Genomic DNA, 12,994 nt, shown 5'->3' on the forward strand with positions numbered 1-12,994 from the left:
AGACGACATAACAAGCAATGTTATCCACTAAGCCCGTGAAGGTGTTGTCACCCCACTTGGGGTCAATTTAGAGTTACGTCCAAAGAGGAGTCCGCCATGACCGTAGTCGATCGCCTCAGGTATTTGCGTGTCATTCTAGTTTTGGCTGGCCTCGCGTGCCTTGCTCTCTACCCACTAATGTTGTTCTGGCCATCTGGCTGGGCCTGGCACGTCGGTCACTCGGACTACCCGATGATGATCGTCGGCATCTACGCCACACTTGGCGTGTTCTTGATCCTGGCCGCACGTGATCCATTAGCCAATCTGAGCCTGATCTGGTTCGCCGTGTGGTCTAGCGTCGTACACGCAGGAATCATGGCCGTCCAGTCGGTCACCCAACCGGGGCAAATGGGGCACTTGATAGGTGACGTGCCGGCGCTCTTCATCGTGGCGGTTGCCTTGGCCATCTTGACGCCCCGCTCGCAACTGGCCGCTCGGCCCAGCACACACAATGGGGCTTGACCTGTTCAGGTCGATTGCTGCCCCTCACAACAGGCCCAATCGGCCAACACCGGACCGTCGAAACGATCCTAATCAAAGGCTGCATCAACACTCACTGAACACCTCTGAAACCGAGCCTATTAAACCAACCCACTTATCTATTTCAGCTCAGTTCTTATTTCCGTTCCGGGCACAAAATATTTACCAGGATCCTTGGCCTCCTTCAGGTCAACCAAGGCTCGGCAAATGCAATGTGAGAACTGTTTCTGCAACGCTTCGGGGTCTTTCCATGCTATTTCCGATGCTTGCAGAGGTTGTGCCTCGGCGGTTTTATAGCAAACACAATTGTCGATTCGGGTGATGCCGTTATTGCTCTGACAAGCAGTGGTCAGCAAAGAAATCGCGATGAGCGTCACGAAGCGTTTCATTGGTTCCCCTCCGAGGTTTGTTGTGAAGGGCTAACGATAAATAGACCGCAACGGGTTGATAGTGCCTTTGCGGGGTTGGTCGATTGCATTCCCCCCGCTCTCTCGCTTGCCATCTGTTCAATAAGCCCGACAGTAGATGAAAGCTTAGCGCTCATTTTCCTTCGCTCCATCCGCTGGATGCTTTTGACTCGCTGGTACGACTCTGGTGTTCTTTGAGTCCATCCACCGCTAGTTCCTACGAATGCGCCGACGATCTCGAACATCATCAGCCATCGCGGGTATTGACTGTCGCGCACTGCCTGGCGACGGCGCGGCAGCAGCAGTAGCAGGTGGCGTCCATATTGAGCTGTGATCGGTGGCGGTCTGACGACCGATATCCTCGCGGGCACGCAGCGGCGACTCCCAAGCCGATGTCTGAAAGCTCATCCGCTTCAAAATCCGGTTGCCACTCAACTCATGCTTGACCACCGCCAGCAGATGCAACAACACCAGCCCCCCCAGCATGGCGGTACTGTCCTGATGCGCAGCATGGAAGTCGCTCAGCAACTCAGGGTTGGTGATCAGCGGTGGCATGCTCAGCGCGCCAAATACCGTAATCGATCGATCCATCATCAGCACACCCGTGAGCAACACCATCCCCGTTATCAGATAAATCAGGTTATGAACAAAGGTCGCCAATAATTCACCCGGCACGACCGTGTAGTGACGTAGATGATTGATGCGCAAAACTACACGCATCAGGAAAAAAGGAATGAACAAGGTCGTCATCGAAATATTCAAGGCCGTCATTATTGATTTCATGTGTGGTGACACATTGAACAACGCGACATAAGACCCCGTGCATAACGACCATAGAATTACAAACGCGGACAGCCAATGCAGTGCAACTTGCGCCCATGTGTATTTATGATGACTCATGACGGTATCCTCAAACTCGAACTGAGAGAGATTTTTATTCATGCCACCTACGATTAATGTCAAACCACCGGGACACCTAAAACGCCCCATCTCGCCCAACTTTTTTGGGGCGGGACAACCTCATTCAGCAATTACTACGCCAACATTCAGTTAAATAGTCTTGACGACTGGAAGCCTTGCTGACCAAGGGTTTTAGCCACCACCACGTTTCGGTCTGGACAAAAAACCTGCTGGGAACTGCCCCCATAAACGGGAGAGGTTTACACCGAAGTTGAGGGGTAATTGGGTGCTCATACTCGAACGTATATTTTTATCTAGTCACCTATGTAAAAGGGCGCCAGATCAATGGATCCGAGTTCACTCCCCTGCCTGATGAATAAAATATCGAACTATCAAATACCGATGAGCTGAAAACGTGATTTTTGACATCCACGACTTATAGACGGGAGAAATTCTCTAACACTCACAGCCAGTGGATAATGGCGACTTACAGTAAAGCAGCCAACGGGGTGAATATTAACCAACTGAAGCAGAGTCCCCTGCTTACAACCTGTTCGGTTGGTAGCAGCAACCGGCTGAGTCCGCCGTCGACTGCCGTGCTCCAGGACGGACAGCAGTCGGCCAGAAGTGGACTTCGAGAGAACGAACCTCAAAGGGGATCGAAGACTAAGGCCGTTAGCTATTTAAAGCAGCGGTCGTCTAGAACTTTTCCTTATTTATCGGTCTATGTGGATAGGCACATCCGCTCGGTAAGCGCGAACCCTCAGGGCTCCTCAACCGGATGGCCATACGTCCAAATGTCAATCAGAGGTTGGCTTCGCTCATGAAATTCCATGACCCACGAATGATGCTCTTCGGCCTGTTCGCGCTCGCGGTAGTGGGCTCGGCATCAGCAACACAGATGAAGACCTCAGCCCCTGATTTCAAAGCTGAAGTCACAGCCGTTCAGACTCCGGCCCAGGCTGCCAACAACCCTTGGCCTTCCTTGGCCAGCATGGCCGGCAAGCCGTCAGGGCCGTTGCTGGCGCATGACGATGGATACTGGCGTGACGGCCGTTGGCATGATCGTAGAGACGATTGGCGCCGAGACGACTGGCGTAGGGATCAGTGGCGCAGAGAGCAAGCCTACCGAGAAGCCGAACGCCGTCGTGAATGGGAGCGCCGCGAAGATCGGGCCATGCGTCACCGCTACGAGGACGATCACCGCTACTATCGTCGCTAGTGCGACGCCACGGGAGCAATCCGCGGACAACATGGGCGCCCGCACCAGCCTTGCAGGCTATTCAGCGGCGCCATGATCCGTCGGGCAATTCGACCTGCCGATGGGCTGCAGCCAAGGCAACCTTCAGCCCCTCTTTATCCAGCGGTAGGCAGTAAGCGGGTTTAGCCCGTTCGAACCGCCAGCTTTCATCAAGACTGCCTGCATCGACCGCGTCGAACCCAATCTCGTCCAGCAACTTGATCACCAATTCTTTCGCTGCTGGATCATCCGCAGCGATCGGGAGTGCGCGTCGGTCTGGCGCTGCTGTCGGGCGCGAGTGCTGCACCAGGTCTCGGGCGAGGATTGCATTGAACACCTTGACCACGCGGGAGTGAGGCAGATGCTCGGCAAGCAGGCGGCTGGTGGTGGTTTCGAATCGGTCGAGAGCGGCAATGTGACCGTCGCGCTCCGGGTAGTAATTATTGGCATCCAGCACCGTTTTACCCTCTAGCCACTTCGCCGGCACGCTTCGGTAATGCTCAAGAGGAATGGCCACGAGCACCACTTCGCCAAATTGTGCGGCGTCCTCGACAGTGCCGACCTGACTGCCAGGAATGCCACTCAGCACGCTGCTCATGGTTTGTGGCCCACGTGAATTGCTGAGCATCGCCTCATGTCCCGCGGCGATGACCAATTGCGCCACTGCCCGCCCGATGAAGCCTGCCCCGATAATGCCGATACGCATGTTCTTGCACCGCTGGTTGAGTAAGAGAAAACCATGATGATTGCCAACCAACGGCAGATAAATAATCATCGGCTACTTAGTCTCGTTACCAGGAGTGTTGAATGATGGACCGTCTGACGAGCATGGGCGCATTTGTGATGGCCGCGGAATCCGGCTCCTATGCCAGTGCTGCCGAGCGATTGGGCCTTTCGCCGCAGATGGTGGCCAAGCATGTTGCGGCGCTTGAGCAGCGGCTCGGTGCGCGACTACTGAACCGTACCACCCGACGCCAGAGCCTGACTGAGTTGGGCAGCGCTTACTACGAACGCTGCAAACACATCTTGAGTGAAGCTCAGGCTGCCGACTCTCTTGCGCAGATCATGAACGAAACCCCGCGCGGAAAACTGAAAATCAGCGCTCCCGTAACGTTTGGCTCCTACAGCCTCATGCCCTTTGTGACGGAGTTTTTGCGTCAACACCCCGAAGTCGAAATCGATCTGCATTTAACCGATCGCTTCGTCGATCTGGTGGAGGAAAGTTACGAAGTGACTTTCAGAATCGGTCCATTGACCTCATCCAGCTTGACCGCCAGACCGTTGGCGCCTTATCGGTTGGTCGCCTGTGCGGCACCGAGCTATCTGAACGAGCGTGGTGTGCCGCAAATACCGGCTGATCTGAAGAATCATGAATGTCTGGGGTACGCCTATTGGTCCCGGCCGGCCGACCGCGAATGGGTATTCTGCAAAGGCTCCGTCGTTGAACGGGTAAACGTCGCCAGTCGATTGCAGGTCAACGAGAGCAAAGCACTGCTGTCGGCAGCGTTGGACGGGTTCGGGATTGTCCTTGGACCCAAAGACTTTCTTGAGCCCGCGTTGCGCAGCGGCGAGCTGGTTCGACTGTTAGCTGATTACGAAGCACCAAGCCGACAAATGCATTTGCTCTACACGGCCAATCGCCAGAGAACGGCCAAACTCCGACGATTCATCGATGCTGCGCTCGCACGCTTTAGCGCTCCTTGAGTGGTTCGCAAGCAGATGTTCGCTCAGATATGCAGCCAGGCAAGCGAACCCAACATGACACCCACACCTGCGGCCCCAAACGAGACGCGCTTGAGCCATTCCTTACGCGTCAGCAAGGTGATGGCCGCCAGTGAAATGGCGATTTGAATCGCGGTCATGGCCTGGGCCCAGCGGTGATGCTGATGCAGCACCTGCTCTGACTTCTCGTCCCACTCGCGCGCCTGTTGCTCAAGTGCTTCCGCCTTCTTGCGCGCCTCCTCTTTCTGCTCTGCGTAGCGCCGCACTTCTGCAACATAGTGGGCGGAATCCAGGCCCGGCAGATGGCTGGCCAGCTCTGACAGGTTCTGCCGGCTGGACTTGGCCTGGTAGTAGTTCCATTCGTTGGCGGCTTCGGTCTTCTGGATGGCGGCGTTGTTTTTGTCCATGGCCGCCTCGCTCTCCGTCGAGCCGGCCTGATAGCTCATCATCGCGCCAACAGTCGCCATGATCGCCGTCATGACCGCCACCTTGCTGGCAAAGCGATCGCCTTGTGCATGGGCATGATGGGTGGTGTGCTCAATATGTTGCTCGTGGGGGCTGGGGACTTCGAACTCTTCAGGCATGGCTGTCGGCTTCGGATGGGTGAGTAGAGAGGATCGGCATTATGAAGGGCGGCTGATTTTTTAGACACACATGACTGGCGTCCTCTGGCTGTGGATTCAACCGATCATTCCACCACTCGAGGGCCACGCCGCTCAGTCGATCCTCACCTGCACAACACGCTGAAACCCACGGCTGGCGTGGGATCAGCTCGACGAAGAGATGGCAGCCTCAACGTTCCATGACATAAGTGCCAGGTGCGGGGCAAAGTGGCGGGTACTTGCGCGAGCCGAGCTTCTTCGGCGCCGGCAGGCTGTCGCCCGAGCGCTGCCCGATCCATTCGCGCCAATGCGGCCACCAGCTGCCTTGCTGGCGCTCCCCGGCGTTTTGCAGCCAGGCTTGCGGGGACTCGGCGTCGGCAGGCGCTGCATAGTAGAACGACTTGGAATTGCCCGGCGGATTCACCAGGCTCTGTAGGTGGCCAGCATTGGACAGCACGTAGGTTGTGTCCTCGCCAAACAACCGGGCGGTGCCGTAGCAGCCCTGCCAAGGGGTGATGTGGTCGGTTGTGCCGCCAATCACATAGGCGCCCACCTTTACTTGGGTCATGTCGATCGACTCGCCCGCAATCTCCAGGGAGCCAGGGTTGCTGTAGGGGTTGTGCTGAACCAGGTCGAGGTAGTCCGCGTGCAGTTGGGCGGGTAGCCGTGTGGTGTCGTTGTTCCAGGCCAAAATATCAAAGGCTGGCGGTTTATTGCCAAGCAAGTAGTTGTTGACCCAGTAGTTCCAGATCAGGTCGTTGGGTCGCATCCAGGCAAACATGCGGGCCATGCCCTGCCCGCTCAACACTCCCTTGCGCCGGGAGCTGGCCTTGGCTGCACGCAGGGCGGATGGGCTGGTGAACAGCCCCAAGGTGGTGTCGTCCAGCGCCGAGGGCATGTCGAGCACGCACACGGCCCAGCTGGTGTTGGCCACCTTGTGGCCTTCGCCACGGGCCGCCAGCCAGCCCAGGTAGGCCGCAAGGGTGATGCCGCCCGAGCAGGAGCCCCACATGTTCACATCCGGGCTTGCGGTGATCTTGCGCGCTACGTCCACAGCCTGGTCCAGGCACAACGCGTAATCGGACAAGCCCCAGTCGCGGTGCTCGCGGGTGGGATTGCGCCAGCTGATGACGAAGAGGTTTACGCCGCTGTCCTGGATCCACTTGATCAAGCTTTTCTCCGGCGAGAGGTCGATGGCGTAGTACTTGTTGATCTGCGGCGGCGACATCACCAAGGGCCGGGCATACACCTTTTCGGTAGTCGGCGCGAACTGCAGCAGCTCGAACATCTCGTTGCGAAACACCACTTCGCCCTTGGCCGTGGCGATGTTTTCCCCAACCTTGAACGGCGTGCTGTCGACCTGACGGGGGAGTCCGCGGTTGTTCAGCATATCCTCGCCAAATTGACGTATTCCCCTGGCCAGGCTCATGCCACCGGTATCCACCATCTTGCGCAGCGCCGCTGGATTAGTCAGCGGCGAGTTGCTCGGAGCCATCGCATCGGCCAGGAGCGCTGCGACGAACCGGGCTCGGCTCTTTTCCCGCGGGGCAAGGTCGGTGGAATCGATGAAGCGGGTCAGCTTGCTTTGGCCGGCCAGGTAACTCTGCAGCAGCACGCGCAGGAAGGCGTTGGATTGCCAGGCGGGATCGGCGAAGCGCTTGTCTTTCGGTTCCGGCGCAATGCTGGACTTGCCGCCGACGATACCGCGCAGCTCTTTCAGGTAGCCACCCAGATGAGTGCCAGCCTTGAGCGGCGACTTACCCACGGCCTTGAGCAGGTAACCGGCCGAGCTGGCCAGGTCCGCCGCGCGCACACTGACGAGCGGATTGCCCGCCAGAGTGTGGTTGGGAGCCGTGCCGATCAGCTCTGGTTGCGGGGTATTGTCCGGGAGATCGATAGCCTTGCGAGCACGACGTTTTCGGCTGGTCGCCGGGGGGCGTTGGGTGGGGATTGCGGTCTCGCTCGTTCGGGGGGATCTGCTCATGTCGGCTCTCGTGTTTCGGGGGCGCTGTGTTGTTTTGCACCGACTCTAGGGCAGCAGAGGCTGCGGCTACTTCGCATCCCACGACAGCGAATTTTCATTTCATGACAAGGAAAGGGCGGCTTCGTAATGCCCTCGTCCAGAGATTGACCGCCCGATAGTTTTAGCTGGAAATCAGCAAGCCTTTGAAACGCATCAAGTCGACAAGGCCACCCGTCCTATCCCGGCAAATTCAACTTCCACTTGCACCCCGGCCGACGCCCAGTAGATACCGGTCCAGCTGCCACAAGCCACCAGGTCGCCGGCTCGCAAAGGGCTACCGAGTGCTGCCGCATGACGCGCCAGCCACGGCAGCGAACTCAGCGGCTCACCGAATGGATGGCTGCCAACGCCGACGAATTCAGGCTCCCCGTCCACCCGCAACGCTACCTGTTGTTTTGACCAATCCGGCATGTCCCCCAGCGTTTGCGGTGCACCGAGTACCAGCGCGCGGTTGAGTTGCTGGTCGGCCAGCCGAAGCAGTGGCGCGGCCTGATCGCCTTGCAGCCAGCGCGTGCCACACAGCTCGATGCCCGGCATCCACGCATCGACCGCCGCACGGGCCATGGCCAGATCAGTGTGCTGGTCGAGGTCGCGCGACAGGCGCACGATCAGTTCTCCCTCGATCCCGAAACCGAAGTCATCGCCCGGCGGAACCTGCCAACCCGACGTGTGTACCGACATTGCCGGTACCCCGGCGGCGCTGATCAGCCCTCCCGGAGCGCCGCCCAGTTTCCAGGCCGCTGGCGGCCCGCAGGCGAACCAGCCGAGGGCATCCGCTACCCGGTGCTGCACGGCATAGGCTTGGGCTTCGCTCGCCAGTTCCAGGGTTGGCAACGGTTGTTGGCGCCCCTCACGCCAACCACGAATCAGCGTGGCGGCCACCTGCGCGACCGCACTCACAATGGCAACTCGGTCTTACGTCGGCGCAGTTGCGCAGGCGCCGGGCGCTCGCACGGCAGAAACCGGCCGCGACCAGCCTCACCGCGCGGCTCGCCGTCCCAGACCACCTCTCCGCGAGACAGGGTCATGGCCGGCCAGGCGCTCAGCGTCATGCCCGCATAAGGCGTGTAATCGACGTTGTGGTGCAGCATTTCGTTGCACAGGTGCACCGGCTCGCCTTCGTTCCAGATCACCAGGTCGGCATCAGCACCAATAGCGATGCTGCCCTTGCGCGGATACAACCCATACATCTTGGCGGCATTGGTGGAGGTCAGCGCAACAAAGCTTTGCGCGGTGATGCGCCCACTGCGCACGCCTTCGGACCAGAGCAGTGCCATGCGGGTTTCGACACCGGGAATGCCGTTGGCGATCTGGTCAAACGACACTGCTTCACCGTGGGCCTTCTTGCCATTGGGGCCATCGAAGCGAAAGGGTGCGTGGTCCGACGAAAAAATTTCGAACGAGCCGTTCTCCAGGCCATCCCAGATCACCTGCTGGTTTGCAGCATCGCGCGGCGGTGGGCTGCAGATGCACTTGGCACCTTCGAAGCTGTCGTCACACCCCAGCGAGTCGGCGGTCAGGAACAGGTACTGCGGGCAGGTTTCGGCGTACACCTTCAACCCCAGGCTCTGGGCCCAGCGAATCTGCTCCACGGCCTCGCGACCCGACACGTGCACGATCAGGATCGGCACATCCACCAACTCGGCAAGGGCGATGGCACGATGGGTCGCTTCGCGTTCCACCAGCATCGGCCGCGACGCGGTGTGGTAGCGCGGCGCAGTCAGCCCGGCCGCCAGTAGTCGCTCGGTAAGCCAGGCGATGCAATCGCTGTTCTCGGCGTGGAGCATCACCATGGCGCCCTCACGGCGCGCGACCGACAACGTCTCGAGAATCTCCCGGTCGCCCAGCTTCAGCGCATCGTAGGTCATGTAGATCTTGAACGATGTATAGCCTTCGGCAATCAAGGCCGGCAGTTCTTCACGCAGTACCTGCGGGGTGGGGTCGGTGACGATCAGGTGGAAGGCATAATCGATCACCGGCTTGTTACCCGCGCGACGATGGTAGTCATCGACGGCAGAGCGCAGGCTTTCGCCCTTCTGCTGGCAGGCAAACGGGATGACGGTGGTGGTGCCGCCGCAGGCCGCCGAGACCGTGCCGCTGAAAAAGTCATCGGCCATCACCGAGCCGTCGCCCGTCGGCTGGTCGAGGTGCACGTGACTGTCGATGCCACCGGGGGTGACATGTCGGCCTGCCGCGTCGATTTCCTGGTGACCTTGCGGCAGGTCCAGGCCAAGGGAGACGATGCGCCCATCACGAATGCCGATATCGCTGGTAAACGTGTCCGCGGCGGTTACCACGCGGGCGTTGCGGATCACCGTATCAAAAGGTTGCATATCAGGCCTCTTCCAGAAGCAACCGGCCCCAGCCGGTCAGGCGGCGCGTGTCAACGCCCGTGGTTTTCAACATGTCCCGGACCCATGTGGTAACGGTGTCGATACCGGCTTAGCTAACCATCACCTCGTCCAGTGCCTGCTCGAGGGTACTGACCGTGCGCTCGATATTGTGCAGCTTTTCGAGTCCGAACAGACCGATGCGGAAGGTCTGGAAGTCGGCCGGCTCGTCGCATTGCAACGGCACTCCGGCGGCGATCTGTAGGCCGTGGTCGGCAAATTTCTTACCGTTCTTGATGTCGGCATCATCGGTGTAGCTCACCACTACGCCAGGGGCCTGAAAGCCGGCTGCGGCCACGCTTTTGATGCCTTTGCCGGTCAGCATTGCGCGCACCCGATCGCCCAGAGCCTGTTGTTCGTCGCGCACCTTCTCGAAACCGTAGGCTTGCGTCTCTTTCATCACCTCGTTAAATCGCGCGAGGGAATCGCTGGGCATGGTCGCATGGTAGGCATGTCCACCCTGTTCGTAGGCCTGCATGATCTGAAGCCACTTTTTCAGGTCGCAGGCGAAGCTGCTGCTATGCGTCTGTTCGATGCGCTCGAGGGCCAAAGCACTGAGCATCACCAAGGCACAGCAAGGGGACGCGCTCCAGCCTTTCTGCGGTGCGCTGATCAGCAGGTCGACTGCGCATTTGTGCATATCAACCCAAATCGTGCCGGAGGCGATGCAGTCCAGCACGAACAGGCCACCCACCGCATGCACGGCGTCACCGACGGCCCGCAGGTAGTCATCGGGCAGGATAATTCCTGATGAGGTTTCAACGTGGGGAGCAAAGACAATCTGCGGCTTCTGCGCCGCAATGGCTGCCAGCACTTCGTCCAGAGGCGGTGGTGCGTAGGCTGCCTGGCGTCCAGTGTCGACCGGCCGGGCTTTGAGCACCGTGGTGGCCGCCGGGATGTTGCCCATCTCCAGGATCTGGCTCCAGCGATAACTGAACCAGCCGTTGCGTATCACCAGGCATTGCTGGTCGGTGGCAAACTGTCGCGCCACCGCTTCCATACCGAATGTGCCGCTGCCCGGGACCACCGCAACAGCCTGGGCGTTGTAGACCTGTTTCAGGGTCGTGGAAATGTTCTTCATCACGCCTTGAAATGACTGGGACATGTGGTTGAGCGAGCGGTCGGTGTAGACCACCGAGTACTCGACCAGCCCTTCAGGATCGATACTGGGATATAGCTTTGACATGGGGTGACTCCTTTGGCAGAGATGTCAGTGGTATCGACCCTGCCCCAAGACTTGGCAAATGACAAGATGGCCCGGGATTGAGCGACTTCTGTCGAGCGGCTGGCTGTTCCCTTGAACCCTTTCACCACAGTGGGGAATAGCCCATCATTTTTTGGCCCGGCGTGATAGCCACACAATCAAGTTCGTTCAAGCCAGGCGCGGGCGATTTCTTCGCGCGTAGCAAACCAGACACCGCCGTGTTGCTTGGCATACTCGATGAATTGTTTGATCGCCCTTACTCGCCCGGGACGCCCCACCATACGTGGATGCAGACCGATCGACATCATGCGAGGCCCTTCAGCGGACTCCTCATAAAGGACCTCAAAGCTTTCTTTCATGTACTCGAAAAAGTCCGATGCCTGGGAAAGCCCTGGAGAATTCCAGTAGCGGAAATCATTCACGTCGGCGGTGTAAGGCACCACGAGATGACGCTTGCCCTCGACCTCGACGAAGTAGGGAACATCGTCGTTGTAGGCATCGGAATCGTAGAGAAAGCCACCCTCCTCAGCGACCAGGCGACGGGTGTTGACGCTGGCGCCATAGCGGCAATACCAGCCAACAGGACGCTTGCCACAGGTGCGCTCGAATGACTCGATGGCCAAACGCATGTGTTCACGTTCCTGCTCTTCAGTCAGGCGAAACACTTCCTCCCAGCGATAACCATGACTGCAAATTTCATGACCGCCGGCCACGGCAGCGCGTGCAACATCAGGGTTCTGCTCAAAGGCCACAGCGCACGCATGAAACGTCGCCCGCACCGATTGCTGGTCGAGAATATCCAGAATTCGCCAGATCCCCACGCGCGAGCCGTACTCATACATGGATTCCATCGCCAGATTGCGCGTGCCGTCGGGTATTGAATAGCTACCCCATTCGGTCATTGACTCCTGGTCCGGGTCGCCCATGGCGAGCGAGCGTTCGGAGCCTTCTTCGTAGTTGATCACCAGGCTAATGGCCAATCGTGCGCCATTGGGCCAGGTGCCTTGCGGGCGTTTTCTACCGTAACCCACTAAATCGCGTGCAGGTGAAACCATCGGGATCTTCTCCTGAAGTCACTGGTTAAATAAGTACGTAGCGAAGGTAGCGACTTAACAGTCGATATCTTTGAGCCGGTCATGATTGAAGGTGCTATCCGATTGCCACTCGCTGAAGGCCAGCCCCATCGCCAGGGTTTGGGCAATACAGAACGAAGCGGTGAGCGAGCGGAAGCCCAGCAGTTCGGCGTCGTTGACCTCAATCACCGTGTCGGCCATCTGCCCGATAGGGCTCAGAACGCTGTCAGTAATCGCCACCAGCGTCACGCCTGCCTGGCGCGCCTGACGACAAGCCTCAACGGTGTCATGGGCGTAAGGCGGAAAGCTGACAGCTATCAACAAATCATCATCGGCAATGGCGCTGACCTGCTCCGGCAAGGTGCCACCGGCACCGCTGATGTGTACGGTTCGCCGGCCCACACGACTCAATGCGTAGCTCAGATACGCCGCAACGGGAAAGGCACGGCGCATGCCGATAACGAAGGTCGTACGCGCAAGTTGCAGATGGGCGATGGCCGCTTCGATATTGGCCTGCTCCCCTCCTTCAGCCAGGTGCTCCAGGGAAACGATATTGGCCTGACTGAACTCACGCAGAATCGCGCCGACGTCACTCGGGTCTTCCAGCAACGTCTCACCGCCGTAGTGCCGAATGCGCTCGCTTTGTGTGTCGGCCGCCTGTTGCAGCGGTGCACGGAACAACCGCTGCAAATCCTTGAAGCCTGCAAAACCAAGGGCCTGAGCCAGCCGAATATAAGCGGCAGGCGCGATACTCGAGCGCTTTCCCAGTTCGGCTACCGTGTTGAGAGCGATCTCATGCGGGTTATCAATCAGGTATCGGGCAGCATCGCGCAGACGACCGGTCAGTTGTTCGTGCTGGACCGCTATACAGTCACGCAGCTCTGCAAGGTTTTCAGGTAAGGCCATGATGAAGG

General features: G+C 58.8%; 13 protein-coding genes. 3 read left to right on the forward strand and 10 right to left on the reverse strand.

Features of this window, described 5'->3' with window-relative positions; genetic code table 11:
* Positions 1-96 precede the first annotated feature (96 nt).
* Entirely contained in the window at positions 97-501 is a 405-nt protein-coding gene (locus ACM6I0_RS03855) for a DUF6632 domain-containing protein (protein WP_285432080.1), read from the forward strand.
* Positions 502-638: 137 nt separating this feature from the next.
* On the opposite strand, the gene ACM6I0_RS03860 is transcribed toward ACM6I0_RS03855, so the two are convergent.
* Complete coding sequence (locus ACM6I0_RS03860; RefSeq protein ID WP_285432078.1) at positions 639-908, reverse strand: hypothetical protein; 270 nt, start codon at positions 906-908, stop codon at positions 639-641.
* 228 nt (positions 909-1,136) lie between these two features.
* Complete coding sequence (locus ACM6I0_RS03865) at positions 1,137-1,868, reverse strand: cytochrome b (RefSeq protein ID WP_285432077.1); 732 nt, start codon at positions 1,866-1,868, stop codon at positions 1,137-1,139.
* A 781-nt stretch (positions 1,869-2,649) separates the two neighbouring features.
* On the opposite strand from ACM6I0_RS03865, the gene ACM6I0_RS03870 reads away from it, so the two are divergent.
* Complete coding sequence (locus ACM6I0_RS03870; protein ID WP_285432075.1) at positions 2,650-3,048, forward strand: hypothetical protein; 399 nt, start codon at positions 2,650-2,652, stop codon at positions 3,046-3,048.
* Positions 3,049-3,109: 61 nt separating this feature from the next.
* Here the strand turns inward: ACM6I0_RS03870 and ACM6I0_RS03875 are convergent, their stop codons facing one another.
* A complete protein-coding gene (locus tag ACM6I0_RS03875) occupies positions 3,110-3,772 on the reverse strand; it encodes an NADPH-dependent F420 reductase (protein ID WP_414921528.1) in 663 nt (220 codons plus the stop codon).
* A 101-nt stretch (positions 3,773-3,873) separates the two neighbouring features.
* Here ACM6I0_RS03875 and ACM6I0_RS03880 point away from each other — a divergent pair, with 101 nt between their 5' ends.
* A complete protein-coding gene (locus ACM6I0_RS03880; RefSeq protein ID WP_414921496.1) occupies positions 3,874-4,770 on the forward strand; it encodes a LysR family transcriptional regulator in 897 nt (298 codons plus the stop codon).
* Positions 4,771-4,793: 23 nt separating this feature from the next.
* On the opposite strand, the gene ACM6I0_RS03885 is transcribed toward ACM6I0_RS03880, so the two are convergent.
* From ACM6I0_RS03885 to ACM6I0_RS03915, 7 genes are all read right to left on the reverse strand, one after another.
* Positions 4,794-5,372, reverse strand: coding sequence for a DUF4337 domain-containing protein (locus tag ACM6I0_RS03885; protein ID WP_285432073.1), 579 nt, complete (start codon positions 5,370-5,372; stop codon positions 4,794-4,796).
* Positions 5,373-5,580: 208 nt separating this feature from the next.
* Positions 5,581-7,374, reverse strand: coding sequence for an alpha/beta fold hydrolase (locus tag ACM6I0_RS03890; RefSeq protein ID WP_414921497.1), 1,794 nt, complete (start codon positions 7,372-7,374; stop codon positions 5,581-5,583).
* Positions 7,375-7,566: 192 nt separating this feature from the next.
* On the reverse strand, positions 7,567-8,313 hold the full coding sequence (locus tag ACM6I0_RS03895) for a 2-keto-4-pentenoate hydratase (RefSeq protein WP_414921498.1): 747 nt from the start codon (positions 8,311-8,313) through the stop codon (positions 7,567-7,569).
* Entirely contained in the window at positions 8,310-9,746 is a 1,437-nt protein-coding gene (gene hydA / locus ACM6I0_RS03900) for a dihydropyrimidinase (protein WP_414921499.1), read from the reverse strand. The genes ACM6I0_RS03895 and hydA overlap by 4 nt, the downstream gene beginning before the upstream one ends.
* A gap of 109 nt (positions 9,747-9,855) precedes the next feature.
* Entirely contained in the window at positions 9,856-10,989 is a 1,134-nt protein-coding gene (locus tag ACM6I0_RS03905) for an alanine--glyoxylate aminotransferase family protein (protein WP_414921500.1), read from the reverse strand.
* A 176-nt stretch (positions 10,990-11,165) separates the two neighbouring features.
* The gene (locus ACM6I0_RS03910) at positions 11,166-12,062 is read right to left on the reverse strand and encodes an allantoinase PuuE (protein ID WP_110963374.1); all 897 of its coding nucleotides are present in this window, start codon (positions 12,060-12,062) and stop codon (positions 11,166-11,168) included.
* A gap of 54 nt (positions 12,063-12,116) precedes the next feature.
* Positions 12,117-12,986, reverse strand: coding sequence for a MurR/RpiR family transcriptional regulator (locus ACM6I0_RS03915; RefSeq protein WP_285432068.1), 870 nt, complete (start codon positions 12,984-12,986; stop codon positions 12,117-12,119).
* Between the last annotated feature and the right edge of the window lie 8 nt (positions 12,987-12,994).

It is taken from the genome of Pseudomonas sp. IT-P294, assembly GCF_949767865.1.
GTDB lineage: Bacteria > Pseudomonadota > Gammaproteobacteria > Pseudomonadales > Pseudomonadaceae > Aquipseudomonas.

What these genes read in the sequence shown, in the direction of transcription:
- ACM6I0_RS03880 (WP_414921496.1), top strand. Translation starts at nt 3,874, where the DNA reads ATGATGGACCGTCTGACGAGCATGGGCGCATTTGTGATGGCCGCGGAA.
- ACM6I0_RS03915 (WP_285432068.1), bottom strand. Translation starts at nt 12,986, where the DNA reads ATGGCCTTACCTGAAAACCTTGCAGAGCTGCGTGACTGTATAGCGGTC.
- hydA (WP_414921499.1), bottom strand. Translation starts at nt 9,746, where the DNA reads ATGCAACCTTTTGATACGGTGATCCGCAACGCCCGCGTGGTAACCGCC.
- ACM6I0_RS03860 (WP_285432078.1), bottom strand. Translation starts at nt 908, where the DNA reads ATGAAACGCTTCGTGACGCTCATCGCGATTTCTTTGCTGACCACTGCT.
- ACM6I0_RS03855 (WP_285432080.1), top strand. Translation starts at nt 97, where the DNA reads ATGACCGTAGTCGATCGCCTCAGGTATTTGCGTGTCATTCTAGTTTTG.
- ACM6I0_RS03905 (WP_414921500.1), bottom strand. Translation starts at nt 10,989, where the DNA reads ATGTCAAAGCTATATCCCAGTATCGATCCTGAAGGGCTGGTCGAGTAC.
- ACM6I0_RS03890 (WP_414921497.1), bottom strand. Translation starts at nt 7,374, where the DNA reads ATGAGCAGATCCCCCCGAACGAGCGAGACCGCAATCCCCACCCAACGC.
- ACM6I0_RS03885 (WP_285432073.1), bottom strand. Translation starts at nt 5,372, where the DNA reads ATGCCTGAAGAGTTCGAAGTCCCCAGCCCCCACGAGCAACATATTGAG.
- ACM6I0_RS03910 (WP_110963374.1), bottom strand. Translation starts at nt 12,062, where the DNA reads ATGGTTTCACCTGCACGCGATTTAGTGGGTTACGGTAGAAAACGCCCG.
- ACM6I0_RS03875 (WP_414921528.1), bottom strand. Translation starts at nt 3,772, where the DNA reads ATGCGTATCGGCATTATCGGGGCAGGCTTCATCGGGCGGGCAGTGGCG.
- ACM6I0_RS03865 (WP_285432077.1), bottom strand. Translation starts at nt 1,868, where the DNA reads ATGAATAAAAATCTCTCTCAGTTCGAGTTTGAGGATACCGTCATGAGT.
- ACM6I0_RS03870 (WP_285432075.1), top strand. Translation starts at nt 2,650, where the DNA reads ATGAAATTCCATGACCCACGAATGATGCTCTTCGGCCTGTTCGCGCTC.